18 protein-coding genes are annotated in these 16,739 nt (G+C 65.7%); 10 read left to right on the forward strand and 8 right to left on the reverse strand.

Going from position 1 to position 16,739, the window contains the following annotated elements:
• Window positions 1-28 precede the first annotated feature (28 nt).
• Window positions 29-880, reverse strand: a complete 852-nt coding sequence (gene ttfA, locus A5744_RS16490; RefSeq protein ID WP_076062753.1) for a trehalose monomycolate transport factor TtfA — start codon at window positions 878-880, stop codon at window positions 29-31.
• A gap of 152 nt (window positions 881-1,032) precedes the next feature.
• Window positions 1,033-3,579, reverse strand: coding sequence for an ATP-dependent chaperone ClpB (gene clpB / locus A5744_RS16495; protein WP_076062807.1), 2,547 nt, complete (start codon window positions 3,577-3,579; stop codon window positions 1,033-1,035).
• 104 nt (window positions 3,580-3,683) lie between these two features.
• Between clpB and A5744_RS16500 the strand changes: the two genes are divergently transcribed.
• From A5744_RS16500 to A5744_RS16510, 3 genes are read left to right on the forward strand one after another with little or no spacing between them, the layout of a single operon-like run.
• Entirely contained in the window at window positions 3,684-4,856 is a 1,173-nt protein-coding gene (locus A5744_RS16500) for an FAD-binding oxidoreductase (RefSeq protein ID WP_076062754.1), read from the forward strand.
• Window positions 4,857-4,865: 9 nt separating this feature from the next.
• Complete coding sequence (locus tag A5744_RS16505) at window positions 4,866-5,756, forward strand: aldose 1-epimerase (protein ID WP_076062756.1); 891 nt, start codon at window positions 4,866-4,868, stop codon at window positions 5,754-5,756.
• Window positions 5,757-5,771: 15 nt separating this feature from the next.
• Window positions 5,772-6,119 (forward strand): YbaB/EbfC family nucleoid-associated protein, encoded by a 348-nt coding sequence (locus A5744_RS16510; RefSeq protein ID WP_139331382.1) that lies wholly within the window; start codon window positions 5,772-5,774, stop codon window positions 6,117-6,119.
• 1 nt (window position 6,120) lies between these two features.
• Here A5744_RS16510 and A5744_RS24150 read toward each other — a convergent pair whose 3' ends face one another.
• Window positions 6,121-6,552 (reverse strand): hypothetical protein, encoded by a 432-nt coding sequence (locus A5744_RS24150; protein ID WP_076062759.1) that lies wholly within the window; start codon window positions 6,550-6,552, stop codon window positions 6,121-6,123.
• Between the two features lie 49 nt (window positions 6,553-6,601).
• Here A5744_RS24150 and A5744_RS24680 point away from each other — a divergent pair, with 49 nt between their 5' ends.
• Window positions 6,602-6,922 (forward strand): WXG100 family type VII secretion target, encoded by a 321-nt coding sequence (locus A5744_RS24680; protein ID WP_170874507.1) that lies wholly within the window; start codon window positions 6,602-6,604, stop codon window positions 6,920-6,922.
• Window positions 6,923-6,924: 2 nt separating this feature from the next.
• Entirely contained in the window at window positions 6,925-7,215 is a 291-nt protein-coding gene (locus tag A5744_RS16525; protein ID WP_076062762.1) for a WXG100 family type VII secretion target, read from the forward strand.
• Here A5744_RS16525 and A5744_RS16530 read toward each other — a convergent pair.
• Entirely contained in the window at window positions 7,190-8,329 is a 1,140-nt protein-coding gene (locus tag A5744_RS16530; protein WP_076062764.1) for a hypothetical protein, read from the reverse strand. The genes A5744_RS16525 and A5744_RS16530 overlap by 26 nt on opposite strands.
• Before the next feature lie 89 nt (window positions 8,330-8,418).
• Between A5744_RS16530 and A5744_RS16535 the strand changes: the two genes are divergently transcribed.
• From A5744_RS16535 to A5744_RS16555, 5 genes are read left to right on the forward strand one after another with little or no spacing between them, the layout of a single operon-like run.
• Window positions 8,419-9,732, forward strand: a complete 1,314-nt coding sequence (locus A5744_RS16535; RefSeq protein ID WP_076062765.1) for a putative toxin — start codon at window positions 8,419-8,421, stop codon at window positions 9,730-9,732.
• Window positions 9,729-10,367 carry a HEAT repeat domain-containing protein gene (locus A5744_RS16540; RefSeq protein ID WP_076062767.1) on the forward strand — a complete coding sequence of 213 codons (639 nt, stop codon included), beginning with the start codon at window positions 9,729-9,731 and terminating at the stop codon, window positions 10,365-10,367. Before A5744_RS16535 ends, A5744_RS16540 begins: the two co-directional genes overlap by 4 nt.
• A gap of 8 nt (window positions 10,368-10,375) precedes the next feature.
• Window positions 10,376-11,011, forward strand: a complete 636-nt coding sequence (locus tag A5744_RS16545) for a hypothetical protein (RefSeq protein ID WP_076062769.1) — start codon at window positions 10,376-10,378, stop codon at window positions 11,009-11,011.
• 9 nt (window positions 11,012-11,020) lie between these two features.
• Entirely contained in the window at window positions 11,021-11,656 is a 636-nt protein-coding gene (locus A5744_RS16550) for a hypothetical protein (RefSeq protein ID WP_076062770.1), read from the forward strand.
• On the forward strand, window positions 11,653-12,309 hold the full coding sequence (locus tag A5744_RS16555) for a HEAT repeat domain-containing protein (protein WP_139331383.1): 657 nt from the start codon (window positions 11,653-11,655) through the stop codon (window positions 12,307-12,309). The genes A5744_RS16550 and A5744_RS16555 overlap by 4 nt, the downstream gene beginning before the upstream one ends.
• Here the strand turns inward: A5744_RS16555 and A5744_RS16560 are convergent.
• Genes A5744_RS16560 through dnaK form a run of 4 tightly spaced genes read right to left on the reverse strand, consistent with a single transcriptional unit; the run spans window position 12,306 to window position 16,451 of the window.
• Window positions 12,306-12,692, reverse strand: coding sequence for a helix-turn-helix domain-containing protein (locus tag A5744_RS16560; protein ID WP_076062774.1), 387 nt, complete (start codon window positions 12,690-12,692; stop codon window positions 12,306-12,308). The two genes, A5744_RS16555 and A5744_RS16560, sit on opposite strands and share 4 nt — an antisense overlap.
• On the reverse strand, window positions 12,692-13,867 hold the full coding sequence (gene dnaJ / locus A5744_RS16565) for a molecular chaperone DnaJ (RefSeq protein ID WP_076062775.1): 1,176 nt from the start codon (window positions 13,865-13,867) through the stop codon (window positions 12,692-12,694). Before dnaJ ends, A5744_RS16560 begins: the two co-directional genes overlap by 1 nt.
• Before the next feature lie 53 nt (window positions 13,868-13,920).
• Window positions 13,921-14,586 carry a nucleotide exchange factor GrpE gene (gene grpE, locus A5744_RS16570; RefSeq protein ID WP_076062777.1) on the reverse strand — a complete coding sequence of 222 codons (666 nt, stop codon included), beginning with the start codon at window positions 14,584-14,586 and terminating at the stop codon, window positions 13,921-13,923.
• Window positions 14,583-16,451 carry a molecular chaperone DnaK gene (gene dnaK / locus A5744_RS16575; RefSeq protein ID WP_076062779.1) on the reverse strand — a complete coding sequence of 623 codons (1,869 nt, stop codon included), beginning with the start codon at window positions 16,449-16,451 and terminating at the stop codon, window positions 14,583-14,585. The genes grpE and dnaK overlap by 4 nt, the downstream gene beginning before the upstream one ends.
• Window positions 16,452-16,739 lie beyond the last annotated feature (288 nt).

The following is a 16,739-nucleotide window of genomic DNA, read 5'->3' on the forward strand; positions in this document are numbered from 1 at the left end:
ACCGGGTCCCGACCGGCCCGGCGCGCTATCAGCGCTGGTAGTTAGTGGCCTGATGGCCGTTGCGCCCCGAAGGCGGCGGACGCCCGCCCGGGTCGCGGCGCACGGGCTCGGGTTTGCGGCGGGCGCCCTGAACGTCGGAGCCCAGCAGCCCGGCTACGTCTTGCTGCGGGCGCCGCGACGTCAACTCCGCGCGCCCGGCCGGAGCCAACGGCCGGCTCGGTGACGCGTTGCGGAGGGCGGCCGGTGCCCCCGCCTCGGCGGCGGTCTCCTCCGGCAGCGGCGGCAACACCCGCAACAGGTCGTTGAACTGGCGGACCGTGCGCAGGCCCTCGTCCCACTGGGTGCGCGTGCTCGCGATCGGCATCGCGACCAACGTCCAGTTCTGCTCGTTCCACATGATCTCGGCGCTGTCGGGTGCCGTGTGCGCGAAGGTGACCATGCGCCGGTCGCAGGCCCGCCGCGCCGCGTCGAGGTTGGTGGAGTACACCATCCGCGGCCCGATCGCGCCCAGCAACCAAATGTCGCTCTCCCGTGGCTCTTTCAGTCCTTTGAGGCGCAGGTCGACGACGACGTTGGTGCCCACCTTGCGGTGCAGCGCGATCACCGTGGCGACTTCCTCGAGGTCGAAGATGTACACGGCCTCGCCGCGAATCTGACCGAGCACGACGTTGTGGGCCGGGACATCGCCGACCGTCGACATCACCCCGCGCTTCCAGCGCTTGAGGATGTCGGTTGATTCACGTTCGAAGTCGAAGCCGTGCGACCGCGCCCACGATCGACGCCGCCTGCTGCGTCCCCGGCGTCGATCGATGTCGACGTACAGCAACACCACCGCGCCGACAAAGCACAGCGCGGAGAGCGTGAACCAGAGGGGGACCATCCCCAACAGGGTATCTGCTATCGGCCGGGAATACCGAAATCGACCAGGTCACAACCCCATCACAGGACGAGCCGACGGCGCTTTTGCGCCGAACGTCGACTTGTTGGGCGATTTCGGGTGAAATGCCGACAACAAAGTCGACGTTCGCGCCGTTAGCCGAGAACCAGCGAGTCGCCGTCGGGACTGACGTTGACGGGCACCACGTCGCCGTCGTGCACTTCGCCCGCCAGCAGCATCTTGGCCAGCTGGTCGCCGATGGCCTGCTGCACCAGCCGGCGCAGCGGCCGGGCGCCGTACACCGGGTCGAAGCCGCGATGCGCCAGCCACTTCTTGGCCGGCAGCGACACCTCCAGCTGCAGCCGGCGTTGCGCCAGCCGCTTGCCCAGCTGGGCCAGCTGAATGTCGACGATCTGCACCAGCTCTTCGGGGTTGAGGCCGTCGAAGACCAGCACGTCGTCCAGGCGGTTGATGAACTCCGGCTTGAACGTGGCGCGCACCGCGGCCAACACCTGCTCCTCGCTGCCGCCCGACCCGAGGTTGGACGTCAGGATCAGGATCGTGTTGCGGAAGTCGACCGTGCGGCCCTGGCCGTCGGTCAGGCGACCCTCGTCGAGCACCTGCAGCAGCACGTCGAACACGTCCGGGTGGGCCTTTTCGACCTCGTCGAACAGCACCACCGTGTAAGGGCGCCGGCGTACCGCCTCCGTCAGCTGACCGCCCTGGTCGTATCCGATGTAGCCGGGGGGCGCGCCCACCAGGCGGGCCACCGAGTGCTTCTCGCCGTACTCGCTCATGTCGATGCGGACCATCGCCCGCTCGTCGTCGAATAGGAAGTCCGCCAGCGCCTTGGCCAGCTCCGTCTTGCCGACACCGGTGGGACCCAGGAACAAGAACGAGCCCGTCGGCCGGTTGGGGTCGGCAACCCCGGCGCGGCTGCGGCGCACCGCATCGGACACGGCCTGCACGGCCTTCCGCTGGCCGACGACGCGCTTGCCGAGCTCGTCTTCCATCCGCAGCAGCTTGGCGGTCTCGCCCTCGAGCAGCCGTCCGGCCGGGATGCCCGTCCACGCCGACACCACGTCGGCGATGTCGTCGGGACCGACCTCTTCCTTGAGCATCACGTTCTCGCGGGCCTCGGCCTGCGGCAGCGCGGCGTCGAGTTTCTTCTCCACCTCGGGGATGCGCCCGTAGCGCAGCTCGGCGGCCTTGGCCAGGTCACCGTCGCGCTCGGCGCGCTCGGATTCGCCGCGCAACGTCTCCAGCTGCTCCTTGAGCTCGCGCACGACGTCGATCGCGTTCTTCTCGTTCTGCCAGCGGGCGGTCAGCTCGGCCAGTTTCTCCTTGTGATCGGCCAGCTCGGCGCGCAGCTTCTCCAGCCGCTCCTTGGACGCCTCGTCCTCTTCCTTGGCCAGCGCCATCTCTTCGATTTCGAGCCGGCGCACCAGCCGCTCGACCTCGTCGATCTCGACGGGCCGCGAGTCGATCTCCATCCTCAAGCGCGATGCGGCCTCGTCGACGAGGTCGATGGCCTTGTCCGGCAAGAAGCGCGCCGTGATGTAGCGGTCGGACAGCGTCGCCGCGGCCACCAGCGCGGAGTCGGTGATGCGCACACCGTGGTGCACCTCGTAGCGGTCCTTCAGCCCGCGCAGGATGCCGACGGTGTCCTCGACCGACGGCTCGCCGACGAAGACCTGCTGGAAGCGCCGCTCCAGGGCGGCGTCCTTCTCGATGTGCTTGCGGTATTCGTCGAGGGTGGTGGCACCGACCAGTCGCAGCTCGCCGCGGGCGAGCATCGGCTTGATCATGTTGCCGGCGTCCATCGCGCCCTCGCCGGTCGCGCCCGCGCCGACGATGGTGTGCAGCTCGTCGATGAACGTGATGATCTGACCGGCGGAGTTCTTGATGTCGTCGAGCACGGCCTTGAGCCGTTCCTCGAACTCGCCGCGATACTTGGCGCCGGCCACCATCGACCCGAGGTCCAGCGCGATGACGGTCTTGTCCCGCAGGCTTTCCGGCACGTCGCCGGCGACGATGCGCTGCGCCAGACCTTCGACGATGGCGGTCTTGCCGACGCCGGGCTCGCCGATCAGCACCGGGTTGTTCTTGGTGCGACGGGAGAGCACCTGCACGACGCGGCGAATCTCGTTGTCCCGCCCGATAACCGGGTCGAGTTTGCCCTCGCGGGCCCGTCCGGTCAGGTCGGTGGAGTACTTTTCCAGCGCCTGGTAGGTGGACTCGGGATCGGGGCTGGTGACCCGGGCGCTGCCGCGCACCTTGACGAACGCCTCCCGCAACGCTTGCGGCGAGGCGCCGTGTCCGGTCAGCAGCTTGGCGACGTCGGAGTCACCGGTGGCCAGCCCGACCATCAGGTGCTCGGTGGAGACGTATTCGTCGTCCATCTCGGTGGCCAGCTGCTGGGCGGTGGTGATCGCGGCCAGCGATTCGCGGGACAGCTGCGGTTGCGAGCTGGCGCCGCTGGCCTGCGGCAGCTGGTCCAGAAGCCGCTGCGCTTCGGCGCGGATGGTGGCGGGCTCGACGCCGACAGCCTCCAATAGCGGCGCGGCGATCCCGTCGTTCTGGGTCAGCAGCGCCAACAGCAGGTGAGCGGGTCTGATCTCGGGATTCCCCGCTTCGCTCGCCGCCTGCAGGGCCGACGTCAGGGCCGCCTGCGTCTTGGTTGTCGGGTTGAAAGAGTCCACGACACCTCCGTTCGAGTACGTAGTGAAAATGCTTGTCGCGATGTTCAACGTCGTCAAGGTTGAGTCTGTTCCGCTCAACTCTACCGAAATTAGAATCGGCGTCCGTGGGCTTAGACGACCGGGACGCGCTGCAAGTGCTGCGCGATGCCTTCGTGCCGGAGGGTCCGGGCCTCGGGAACGAACTCGTCCGCCGGTTCTACACCAACTGGTTCGACCTCGACGTCTCGATCCGCGACCTGTTCCCGCCCGAAATGGAGGCCCAGCGCGCCGCGTTCGCCCACGCGCTGCACTGGGTGTACGGCGAGCTGGTCGCGCAGCGCGCGCAGGAGCCGGTTGCCTTTTTGGCCCAGCTCGGCCGGGACCATCGCAAATACGGTGTGCTGCCAACGCATTACGAGACGTTGCATCGCGCGCTGTACGCATCGCTTCGCGGGCACGTCGGCGATCGCTGGACCGACGCGGTCGACGACGCGGCCACCCAGTCACTCAACCTGATCACCGGGGTGATGAGCGGGGCCGCCGACGCCGAAGAGGGACCCGCCTGGTGGGACGGCACCCTGATCGAGCACCTTCGGGTGTCCCGGGACCTCGCGGTCGTCCGGCTCCGGCTGGACCGGCCGATGCCGTATCACCCGGGCCAATACGTCAATGTCCAGGTTCCGCAGTGCCCGCGCCGCTGGCGGTATCTGAGTCCCGCCATTCCGGCCGACCCGGACGGCGGCATCGAATTTCACGTCCGCCTGGTTCCCGGCGGCTTGGTCAGCACCGCGATCCTCGAGGAAGCCCGCCCCGGCGACCGCTGGCGGTTGTCCAGCCCGCATGGCGGCATGAGCGTCGACCGGGGCGGCGGCGACGTGCTGATGGTGGCGGGCAGCACCGGCCTGGCCCCGCTGCGGGCGTTGATCATGGACATGTCCCGCTACGCCGAGAACCCGCGGGTGCACCTGTTCTTCGGCGCCCGCTACTTCTGCGAGCTCTACGACCTGCCCACCCTGTGGCAGATCTCCGCGCACAATCCGTGGCTGTCGGTCTCGCCGGTCACCGAGTACAACCGCGATCCACCCTGGTCCGCCGACTACCCCGACGTGACGCCGCCACGCGGCCTGCATGTGCGCCAAAGCGGACGGTTGCCCGACGTGGTGACCAAGTATGGCGGCTGGGGCGACCGGCAGATCCTGATCTGCGGCGGGCCGGCGATGGTCCGCGCCACCAAGGCCGCTCTGATCGCCAAAGGGGCCCCACCGGAACGCATTCAGCACGACCCGCTGTCACGTTAAGCTGACCGCGTGCATGTGGTGACCCTGCACGATGCGTCGTCATCGGTGACCGCGCAGTGGGTGCCCGACGCGGGCATGATCGGAACGTCGCTGACCGACTCCGGTATCGAGCTGCTCGGGCAACGCCGCGGGCTGGACGCCTACGTCTCCGACGGCAAGACGATGGGGATTCCGATTCTGTATCCCTGGGCAAATCGATTGAGCGACAAGACATATACGGCAGAGAACATGACCGTGACGCTGGCGCCGGGCGAAAACGGTGTGCGTGCCGATCCCAATGGGTTGCCCATCCACGGCGTACTGGCCGCCTACCCGGGCTGGCGGGTGACGGCGCAGTCGGCCGACGAGTTGACCGCCGAGCTGGACTTCGGCGCCGATACCCGGTTGCTGGCCAGCTTCCCCTATCCGCATCTGCTGACGGTGGAAGTGGGCCTGGCAGACCGGCGGCTGACCGTGCGCGCCACCGTCACCGCAACCGGGGAGACGGCCGTTCCGTTGTGCTTCGGCTTTCATCCGTATCTGCGCCTGCCGGACGTGGCCCGCGGGGAGTGGATCGTCGAGACGCCACCGCTTCGTCATCTGAGCCTGGACGAGAAGGGGCTGCCCACCGGCGAATCGGAAGAGCAGCCGGCGCGGGAAGAGCCGTTGGGCGACAACGCCTTTGACGATGCTTACGACGAGGTGGCCGATGGGGAGGTGTTCGCCGTGTCCGGCGGTGGGCGACGCCTGGAAGTGCACTTCGAGCGGGGGTATCCGGCGGCGCAGATCTTCGCGCCGCTGGCCGAGGACGTGATCTGTTTCGAGCCGATGACGGCGCCGACCGACGCGCTGCGCCGGGGTGGCTATCGGTCCGCGCACCCCCGCAAGCCAGCGGTCACCCAGTTCTCGATCCGGGTTTGAGCGACGGAGCGACAGGTGACCAGCCCCGGACACCCCCAGGTCGGGCACATGATGCGCCACTTCGAAGTGGTGAAGTCACTCCTCGACGAAGAGGTTGAGCGGATGGGTGCCGAGTCGTTCGTTGTCAGCGATCAGGCGGGCACCGTCGAGGTGACACTCAATGGTCATCTGCGCCTCACCGATCTGCGTATCGATCCGCGAATCCTGGGCCTGGGCGCTGCAGAGGTTACCGCGCGGATCAACGAAGCCCTTGGCGCAGCAACCGATTTCGCTTGCGATTGCGTCGAAACCGACCTTGAAGAGCTGCACGGCCGGGTCGCCGAGGCCTTGGCCGAGCTGCGGGACTTGTCACCCCCGATGTAGGTCACACCCAGATGCGACGGTCTTCGCGGTGGGCCGATGGCGCTTCCAGCTCCGCGTTACCGTCGGCGCCCACGGTGTAGGGAAAGATCAGCCCGATTGCGACGCCCTCGCGATGTTCGGCCCGGATCTCGATGCCGTCCCGATTGGCCTCCGTCAAGCTCACGTTGAATGCGACGACGGCGGCGCGCAGGCTGTCTTTCAAATCGCCGAGGGCACGCCACTGCGCGTCGAGCTGGTCGGCGATCTGTAGCTCCCGAGCGCGTGGGTAGTTGGGCTGAATGGCTTGGCGCTCACCGCGAGTGGACACCGCGAGCGTGAACGGCAGGAACTCGCCCGCCGATGCGATGCGCTCCAGAGCGAATTCGACTGCAGCGTCGACCAGATCGTCAAGGTCGGCTTGCGCTTGTTCCGTCACGGTGTCTCGCCAGCCCATGCGCCTGAGGGTAGCCTGCGATCAGGACAGCTTTCGAAAGGTGCTGAGCATGGCCGACGCGCTGCGCGCCTACTGCGCCGAGCTCACGCACGCGTCCCAGGCGGCCACTGGAGCCGCGGGCGAGATCGACGGCCTGCGCGGCAAGCTGGGAACACAGATGGACAACCTGGCCCGGACCTGGACCGGGCAGGCGGCGACGGCCTATCTGAACGTGTGGACCGAGATCAACGACGAGTGCGGCCAGATGCTCGCCGACTTGCGCTGGATCGGGGAATCACTCGCCGCCGCCGCAGCGGGCTACTCGCAAATGGACAACAGCGGAGCGCAGGCCCTCGGCGGCGTCAGGCCTAGCGGTTCGGGCGGAGTCTGATCATGGCGCGACGCACTGTCAACGAGGCCGAGCTGGTGGACGCGGCCGACGCGATGCGGCAGTTCTGTCAGGTCATGAAGGACCGACTCGACGAGGTGGCCACCGATTTGAAGGGTCTGCAGAGCAGTTGGGAAGGCGTCGCGTTCGACGCATTCCTCGAGCGGCTGCAGCACTGGCAGCGCTGGGCGGACGAGATGAGCGAGGTGGTGTTCGACATGCACCTCAATGCGCATATCGCGCACCGCAACTACATTCACAACGCCGAGGTCAACACTTCGATGTGGGGCGGATAGCGGCCGGGCTGTTTTTCGGCGGGTTAGCGGGCCCATAGTCGGAGGGAATCGCAGTGACGCGCAAGGAGTTTGGAAACGGGTCTGGTAGGGCTGCGAGCTGGCCGCGGTCGGTGGGCTCGTCGGTGGGGGCATAGAGCGCCCCCTCGGCGTAATAGGTGGTGTGCTCGGGCGGCAGATACTCGCGCACCAGGGGCAGATAGTCGGTGCCCAGCCAGGTCCACCAGATCGGGTTCGCGGGCAATCCCAAGATCCCATCGTCGTCGCGCAGCAACCCGCTGAGGTCCCAGCTGTGATCCGGAGGACCCGCGAGTTTGTGGTTACGCAAGACTTCGCCGGTGGCGAGCACACAGCCGCGTCGCCGGGCGTACTCGACGAAGAAGCGCCGCACGGTGTTTCGCCAGCGCGGGTCGTCCAACGGCTCGGCCACCATGCGGATGCTGTCGATCAGGATGCCCCCCCAATCAGGTGCGTACAGCCCTCCGTCGAGGACAGGCAGGGTCGCCGTAAAGGACGGCGAATAGAAACCCCCTTTGGATCGGCCATAGCTCGAGATGAAAGCTTCGTCCCCGTCACGGTCCAGCTTGTGCTGGTATGGGTAATACTCCCCGAAGCGGCGTGGAAGTGCTTCCGGCAGAAGCTTTCTCGCCAGCTCAAGCCAGAGCGTGGGCGCGTTGGGCGCCGAGGCCGGCGAGTACCAATGCAGGTCGAGGATACGGATCAGCTCGGCGGCGGGACGGGTTGCTTTACGGGCCGCCCTGGCGCCGAGGATGTCCTCGGTTTGCTCGTCGAATGCGACACCTCCCGCGGCAACTGCGAGGGCTTTGGCGAACCGCCGTGCGGGCCGCACCTCGGCGGGGTCGCTGCCCTCGACGACGACCTGCCAGCTGGTCGTGGGCTCCAGCACGTACGGCACCACGTCGTCGGGTACATCCTCGGGCTCGATCTCGTACGGCCCGAAGATGGTGAACGCGTATTTTTCCTGCTTGCCGCGCAGCACGGTCAACTCGTGATCGCCGCTGTCGCCGGCCGCCAGGCCAGGAACGGATTCGATGACCGCTTCCAGCTCTTCATCGTCGATGCGGGACGCCGCGTAGACCGTCAGGTCATAGGACATCGCGTGAGTACTCCGATTCGCGTGTAATCACAAAATCCCAGGTTGCCATAGAATCGATCCGCTAGTGCGAGAGTGAGGCGGGGGCCGCCGTGACCGACGTTGATCCAGAACTGTTCTACGACGCGGCCGCTGCATACAAGGAGAACAGCGATCACACCGCCGCCGCGCTGGGCAAGCTCACCGGGGTGGATCCCTCGACCGCTGCCGGAACGCACGGGGTTGGTCCACAGTGGGCGACGGCCTACGACACGGCAGCCGACGAGGTCGGCCAGATCGCCTACCGGCTGGTAAATGTCTTCAGCAACTTGGGAAGCCTGCTCCGCCAGGACGGCGTCAATCACGACGAGACGGAAGAGGCCTCCACGCTCAACCAACGTGACGCTTACGGCGCGCCGATTACCCCGCCCGGCGAATCCGCCGGGACCTACATTGAGGCTGCCGTGAAGGTGGGTTCGGTGGCCGGGGGCGGCGACCCCGAGCCGCCGCATTGGGATCTGGTACGCGGTCAAATCGTCGATGGCTGGCCCGACGGGCACCCTGACCGCGCGCTGGCCGCGTCGACGGCGTGGGAGACGTTTGGTCACGATCTGGTCCATATCGACGATCAGCCCGGGGCGGCGGAACAACGACTCATTGTCGACGTTCAGGCGGCCGAAATCGACTTCGTCGTTGCGCGACTCAACGAGGCCCGCGGACTCAGCACCGATGTGGCCGGCGCCTGCGGCGACATGTCGCGTGCGGCCAAGGACTACGGAAAAGAACTCAAGTCCGTCAAGGACGACATGAGGTCCATCGTCAACTACCTGCACATGATCTTGACCATCTTGGATGCCTACCCCCCGGTGTTGCGCCCAATGACCGAGGCGATCAAGCAAACGTTCATCGCGACGGCCGTCACTCAGATCAACGGGCTCAATGCCGCGCTCCGGGTGACCGCGACCTCGTCGATGAAGGACCTGGGATCGGCGGGCACGGCGATGGGCGCTGCGCTGCCTGCGATCAAGTCGTTGCTGACGCTCGTGCCGCGCAACGTCAACCCCACGCCCGCGCAGCGGGTCAACGAGAACCGACGCAAGGGCGCCCGCGCCGAGGCGCTCGCCGGCATCGACCCAAATGTGCCGAAGACGCCGATCCAGGTGATCGACCAGGATACGGGTGAACGGAGAACCCGCATTCCAGACGAGATCGATCGAGACGCGGGCGTGGTGCGTGAGGTCAAGAACGTACAAAGGCTCACAGCGACCCAGCAGATCCGTGACATGGCGCAGTGGGCGAAAGAAAACGGCTATAAATTCGTCATCGTCGTGGACAAGGGTCGCACTGACTACACCGGACTGGTAGAGACAATGAAAACGAAGTATGGGTTGGACGTGGAAATCGACAGTAGCACGAACCTGTCATGACGAACTACGAGGATGACCCCGAGGCGTGGCCCGAGTACCGGCGTGCGATGAAGCGCCAGCTCGACGAAGCGGATATCCCCGAAGACACTGTGTGGCAATTGGTTAACTCACGCTACGACTACCCGCAAGCCGTGCCGATCATGGTCGACTGGCTCCAACACCTCGACGAACGAGTTCCACCCGGCGAAGCGCGCCGGTCAATGCGGGTGGGCTTGATCCGCAATCTGATCACCAAGAATGCGAAGGGCAATCGCGCCGCTGCTGACATCCTGTTCCATCAATTTGAGGTGGAGCCACCGTTATCGAACGAGGAACTCGAGGCCACTGGATTTGCGCTGGCCCAAGTAGCGGACCGCTCCGACTTCCCGCGAGTGGCGGCCCTGATCCGCTCCGAGCGCGACTTTCCCACCAAATCGGTACTGGTTGAGTGGCTCGGCCGATTCAAAACCGAAGAAGCCAAAGAGATTGCTGTTAGCCAACTTCCGAATCCTGGAACACGGATTCAGGCCATGCGCGCTCTGGTGCGCCAGAAGGCCACCGGGGTGCGTGACGCGGTCGCCGTATACCTCGACAACGAACACGAGGTCTTCCGCAAGGAAGCACGCAAGACCCTCGACAAGCTTCCAAAAGAATAGGGCCTCTGATGAGGTCCCCCGGCGAGCCCGAGACCTGGCCGGAGTCCCAGCAGGCGATGAAACGCGCACTAGACGCCGCCGACATTCCCGAAGACACCGTCTGGGAACTGATGAACTCGCGCTTCGACTATCCGCAAGCGGTCCCGATTATTGTCGACTGGTTACAACATCTCGATCAACGCGTCCCGCCCGATGAAGACCGTCGAGCATGGCGTGTTGGGTTGATACGCAACCTCATAACCAAACACGCAAAGGGTAACCGCGCAGCCACCGACATCCTGTTTCACCAGTTCGACATCGACCCGCCGCTCAGCAACGAAGAACTCGAAGCCACAGCCTTCGCGCTGGCCAAAGTCTGTGAACGGTCGGACTTCCCGCGGGTTGCCGCTCTCATCCGCTCCGATAGGTATTTTCCCGCAAAATCTCAGTTGGTGAACTGGATAGGCCAATTCAAGACCGAGGAGGCGAAACAGCTCGCCGTTAGCCAGCTCAACGATCCCAGAACACGGTCCGCCGCCATGCGCGCCCTGGTGTGTCAGAAGGCTACCGGCGTGCGTGATGCGGTCGCCGTGTACCTCGACAACGAACACGAAGTCTTTCGTACGGAAGCACGCAAGGCCCTCGACAAGCTTCCGAAGGAATAGGAATCTCTCGTGAGGTCGCCCGGCGAGCCCGACACCTGGCCGAAGTCCGAACAGGCCATGAAACGTGAACTCGACGCAGCTGGCATCCCCGAAGACACCGTCTGGGAGCTTATGAATTCGCGCTTCGACTACCCGCAAGCCGTCCCGATCATGGTCGATTGGCTACAGCACGTCGACGAACGCATCCCGCCCGACGAAGACCGGCGTGCGTGGCGCGTTGGGTTGGTACGCAACCTGATCACCAAACACGCCAAGGGGAATCGTGCGGCCGCCGATATTCTATTTCACCAATTCGACATCGAGCCTCGCTTGAGCAATGAAGAGCTCGAGGCTACGGGCTTTGCGCTGGCCCAAGTCGCGGACCGCTCTGACTTCCCACGCGTGGCCGCACTGATTCGATCGGAGCGCGATTTTCCTGCCAAATCGGCATTGGTCCAGTGGCTGGGACAGGTCAAAACCGAAGACGCCAAAGAGCTTGCCGTTAGCCAACTTCCGGATCCCGGGACACGAATTCAGGCCATGCGCGCCCTAGTGCGCCAGAAGGCCACCGGCGTGCGCGACGCTGTCGCGGTATACCTCGACAACGAACACGAAGTCTTCCGCAAGGAAGCACGCAAGACCCTCGACAAACTTCCCGAAGATTGAATGTCCCGGCCGGAATGAGTAGTTATAGCGACGACCCCGAGACCTGGCCAGAATATCGCCGGGCGATAAAGCGCGAACTCGACGAAGCAGGCATCCCCGAAGACACCGTGTGGCAGCTGGTTAACTCTCGCAACGACTATCCGCAAGCCGTCCCGATCATGATCGATTGGTTGCAGCACATCGATGAGCGCGTCCCTGCGGGAGAGGACCGACAAACGCTGCGCGAGGGTCTGGTTCGCAACTTGATTACCAAGCACGCCAAAGGAAACCGCGCCGCCATCGATATCTTGTTTCACCAGCTCGAGATCGAACCCCCGCTGACCAGGTTCGAGCTCGAGCCCGTCGGCTACGCGCTTTTCGAAATCCTCGAGCGCTCCGACTTCCCGAGGGTCGCCGCCGTGATCCGTTCCGATCGAGACTTCCCTACCAAGTCATGGTTGGTTCGTTGGATCGGCCGATTCAAAACCGAAGAAGCCAAGGAGCTAGCCGTAAGCCAACTTCCCAATCCTGCGACGCGCGATGCAGCCATGGCGGCCTTGGTGCGCCAGAAGGCCACCGGCGTGCGCGACGCCGTTGCCGTCTACCTCGACAATGAACACGAGGTATGGCGCAAGGAAGCACGCAAGACCCTCGAGAAGCTTCCGAAGGACTAGCGTCCCTTGCGCGGCTGCCACACCACCAGTGCGGTGCTCTTGGGCACCACCGCGACATCGCGGCGCTGGTTGGCGCGCAATACGGCTATTTCCTCGGACATTTCCTTCAGCCGCGCCTGCAGCGCCTCGACCTGATTGGTCAGCTCGATGATCCGCTTGATGCCGGCGAGGTTGACGCCCTCGTCCTGGGACAGCCGTTGAACCTCGCGCAGGAGATCCACGTCGTGCTGCGAATAACGGCGCCCCCCACCGGAAGTCCGGCGCGGGCTGACCAGGCCGAGGCGGTCGTAGGTCCGCAGGGTCTGCGCATGCATGCCGGCCAGTTCGGCGGCCACCGAAATCAGGAAGGTCCGCGCGTCGTCTCGCTTGGGGTTCTTGGCCATCAGCGATTACCTGCCCACCCGGCCCGGGGATTGAAGCCACTGGAGCGCTCGGCCTCCGCGTACGCCTCCAGGGCCTCCTGGGCGGCGCCTTCCACGTTCGGCGGGACGGCGACCTTGACGGTCACGAGTAAGTCCCCGCTGCCGCCGCCGCGCTTGGGCACGCCGCGTCCACGCACCCGCAGGATTCGGCCGTCGGCGGTGCCCTTGGGCACCCGAACACCCACCTTGCCATCCAACGTTGGCACCGAAAGCGTTGAGCCCAAAGCCAATTCGGTGAAGCTAACCGGGACGGTCACGGTGAGGTCGTCGCCGTCACGGCCGAAGATCTTGTCGGGCCGCACATGCACGGTCACATACAGGTCGCCGGACGGGGCCCCCCGCAACCCGGCCTCGCCCTGCCCGGCGAGCCGGATGCGCTGTCCGTCCTCGACACCCGGCGGTATCCGCACGTTGATGGTGCGGGTACGCGTGGTGACGCCGGTGCCCTTGCACTCCTCGCAGGGGTGCTCGATGATCGACCCGCTGCCCCGGCAATCGGTGCAGGGCTCGGAAAAGCCGAAAGCGCCCTGATTCCGGCTGATTACGCCGGAGCCGTTGCACGTCGGACACACCTTCGGGCTAGTGCCCGGTCGCGCGCCACTGCCGTGGCAGTTGGTGCACGGCGCGGGGCTGGTCAGCCGCAACGGCATCGCGACGCCCTTGGCGGCCTCGACGAAATCCAGCTCGGTCTCGGTCTCCAGATCGTTGCCGCGCCGCGGCCGGCTGGGACGTGCGCTGGCGCCGCGACCGAACAGGCCGCCAAAGAGGTCGCCAATGTTGGTGCCGCCGGTTCGGCCCGCGGCGTCGAACAAATCGTTGAGGTTGAACTCGGCGCCGTCACCGCCGACGTCGAAGCTGAAACCGCCGGTGTCGAACCTGCGGCCACCAAAGCCGCCGCCGGCGAACAGCCGGCGGGTTTCGTCGTATTCCTTGCGCTTGGCGGGATCCGACAAAACGTTGTGTGCCTCCGACACCGCCTTGAATCGCTCGCCGGCGGCGGGGTTGTCGGGATTCGCGTCCGGATGCAAATCGCGCGCTAGCTTGCGGTAGGCGCGCTTGATCTCCTCGGGACTGGCGTCGGAGGAGACGCCCAGCTCCTTGTAGAAGTCCTTTTCGACCCATTCACGCTGGGCCATATTGCGCCACCCCCTCCCACCTTTCTCTTCGGTTGTTGTCTTGATTCTGAGCCTTATTCACCTGAGGCGTCGGCGTTATCGTCCGCATCGGCCGGCTCGGTTTCGGCCTCGCTTTCGACGGGTTCGCCAGCGGGGGCCGAGCCTTCGCCGTCCTCGGCGACCGTGTCCACCACGCCGACGAGCGCGTGGCGCAGCACGTTCTCGCCCAGCCGGTAGCCCTGCCGCATGACCGTGCCGATGACCGGTTTGGAGCCCTCGCCCCCGTCGCCCTCGTGCTGCACCGCTTCGTGCAGCACCGGGTCGAAGTCTTCGCCCTCGGCGCCGAACGCCGTCAGGCCGAGCCCGGTCAGCGCGCTCATCAGCTTGTCGGCGACCGACTTCAGCGGGCCCGAGTCGAGATCGCCGTGCGCGCGTGCCCGGTCGAGATCGTCGAGCACGCCCAGCAATTGGCTGACCACGGTGGCCTTGGCCCGATCTGCCGCCGCCTGCTGATCGCGCAGCGCCCGCTTCCGGTAGTTGGCGAAATCAGCCTGCACGCGCTGCAGATCGGCGGTCAGCTCGGCGACCTTGGCTCCCGACTGGTCGGCCTTGTCGCCGGCCGGCGGCGCCGCCCCTCCCGGCGCGGTGCCGGGAGGGACGTGCCGTACTTCGCCGGTCTCGGGATCGATCCGCCGTTTGTCGGTAACCGTTACCTGTTCCTGCGGGTTGCCTTCGGTCACTTGGCCTCCCGGTCGTCGTCGACCACCTCCGCGTCCACGACGTCGTCAGCGGAGCCGGATCCGGCGCCCCCACCGGGCTCGCCGCCACCGGCCTGCGCGGACTCCGCCTGGGTGGCCTCGTAGATGGCCTGTCCGAGCGCCTGAGACTCCTGACCCAGCTTCTCCATCGCCGCCTTGATCGCGGTGATGTCCGTGCCGCCGAGCGCCGACTTCGCTTCGGCCACAGCTGCGTCCACCTTGTTCAGCGTGTCCTCGGGGACCTTCGAGCCGCCCTCGGCCTCACGCTGCTCCTTGACGAACTTCTCCGTCTGGTAGACCAGCGTCTCGGCCTGGTTGCGAACGTCGGCCTCCTCGCGACGCTTGCGGTCCTCCTCGGCGTGCGCCTCGGCGTCCTTGATCATCCGGTCGATCTCCTCCTTGGAAAGGCCGGAGCCCTCCTGGATCTTGATCGTGTTCTCCTTGCCGGTGCCCTTGTCCTTGGCCGTGACGTGCACGATGCCGTTGGCGTCGATGTCGAAGGTGACCTCGATCTGCGGGACGCCGCGCGGAGCCGGCGGGATACCGGTCAGCTCGAAGCTGCCGAGCAGCTTGTTGTGCGAAGCGATTTCGCGCTCACCCTGGTAGACCTGGATCTGCACCGACGGCTGGTTGTCGTCGGCCGTGGTGAAGGTCTCCGACCGCTTGGTCGGGATCGTGGTGTTGCGCTCGATGAGCTTGGTCATCACGCCACCCTTGGTCTCGATACCCAGGCTCAGCGGCGTGACGTCAAGCAGCAGAACGTCTTTCACCTCACCCTTGAGGACACCCGCCTGCAGCGCGGCACCCACGGCGACGACCTCGTCGGGGTTGACGCCCTTGTTGGGCTCCTTGCCGCCGGTCATCTCCTTGACCAGATCCGACACTGCGGGCATCCGGGTGGAACCACCCACCAGCACGACGTGGTCGATCTCGGATACCGAGATGCCGGCGTCCTTGATCACCGACTGGAAGGGCTGACGGGTGCGGTCGAGCAGATCCTGGGTGATCTTCTGGAACTCGGCACGGGTCAGCTGCTCGTCGAGGAACAGCGGGTTCTTGTCGGAGTCAACGGTGATGTAGGGCAGGTTGATCGAGGTGCTCTGCGAACTCGAGAGCTCGATCTTGGCCTTCTCGGCGGCCTCACGCAGCCGCTGCATCGCCATCTTGTCCTTGGTCAGGTCGATGCCGCTGGTGCCCTTGAACTTGTCGACGAGCCAGTTGACGATGCGGTCGTCCCAGTCGTCGCCACCGAGGTGGTTGTCACCGCTGGTGGCACGGACCTCGACGACGCCCTCGCCGATCTCCAGCAACGAGACGTCGAAGGTGCCGCCACCCAGGTCGAAGACCAGGATGCGCTGCTCCTTCTCGCCCTTGTCCAGCCCGTAGGCCAGCGCGGCGGCGGTCGGCTCGTTGACGATGCGCAGCACGTTCAGGCCGGCGATCTGGCCGGCCTCCTTGGTCGCCTGACGCTGGGCGTCGTTGAAGTAGGCGGGTGTGGTGATGACCGCGTCGGTGATGTCCTCACCGAGGTAGGCCTCTGCGTCGCGCTTCAGCTTCATCAAAACGCGGGCGCTGATTTCCTGAGCGGTGTATTTCTTCCCGTCGATCTCGATGGACCAGTCCGTGCCCATGTGCCGCTTGACCGACCGCACCGTGCGGTCGACGTTGGTCACCGCCTGGTTCTTGGCGGGCTGGCCGACGAGCACTTCGCCATTACGCGCGAACGCGACGATCGACGGAGTTGTCCGTGAGCCCTCCGAGTTTGCGACGACGACAGGGTCGCCACCCTCGAGTACTGCGACGACGGAGTTGGTGGTCCCGAGGTCGATACCGACCGCACGAGCCATAGTGATTCCTCCTGAGTGTGTAGAGCTTTTTTGGTGGCACTATGCTGAGTGAACCCCACTCAAGCCTGCCCTTTCGGGCTTCCGGGTGTCAACCCAGAATTGAGCCTGGGTCACTCAACTTGTTGCTCATCTTAACGGTGGGCGGAGGCGTCTTGTTCCCGGGTTCGACTCCGGCGGCGGCGACTTCGGGTTCTGAGAGCTCAGGCGCGCCTTCTCCGCCGAGATTGCCGTGAGGGTCGCGATTTGGACGCCTGCCACGACCATGGCGGCAATCTCGGCGGAATCCGC

Source organism: Mycobacterium sp. IS-1264 (assembly GCF_001954195.1).
GTDB lineage: Bacteria > Actinomycetota > Actinomycetes > Mycobacteriales > Mycobacteriaceae > Mycobacterium.

Bases quoted from the DNA above. Each gene is read 5' to 3' on its own strand.
- dnaJ (WP_076062775.1), bottom strand. From the start codon at position 13,867: ATGGCCCAGCGTGAATGGGTCGAAAAGGACTTCTACAAGGAGCTGGGC.
- A5744_RS24680 (WP_170874507.1), top strand. From the start codon at position 6,602: ATGGCCGACGCGCTGCGCGCCTACTGCGCCGAGCTCACGCACGCGTCC.
- dnaK (WP_076062779.1), bottom strand. From the start codon at position 16,451: ATGGCTCGTGCGGTCGGTATCGACCTCGGGACCACCAACTCCGTCGTC.
- A5744_RS16530 (WP_076062764.1), bottom strand. From the start codon at position 8,329: ATGTCCTATGACCTGACGGTCTACGCGGCGTCCCGCATCGACGATGAA.
- A5744_RS16545 (WP_076062769.1), top strand. From the start codon at position 10,376: ATGAGGTCCCCCGGCGAGCCCGAGACCTGGCCGGAGTCCCAGCAGGCG.
- A5744_RS24150 (WP_076062759.1), bottom strand. From the start codon at position 6,552: ATGGGCTGGCGAGACACCGTGACGGAACAAGCGCAAGCCGACCTTGAC.
- ttfA (WP_076062753.1), bottom strand. From the start codon at position 880: ATGGTCCCCCTCTGGTTCACGCTCTCCGCGCTGTGCTTTGTCGGCGCG.
- A5744_RS16540 (WP_076062767.1), top strand. From the start codon at position 9,729: ATGACGAACTACGAGGATGACCCCGAGGCGTGGCCCGAGTACCGGCGT.
- A5744_RS16560 (WP_076062774.1), bottom strand. From the start codon at position 12,692: ATGGCCAAGAACCCCAAGCGAGACGACGCGCGGACCTTCCTGATTTCG.
- A5744_RS16525 (WP_076062762.1), top strand. From the start codon at position 6,925: ATGGCGCGACGCACTGTCAACGAGGCCGAGCTGGTGGACGCGGCCGAC.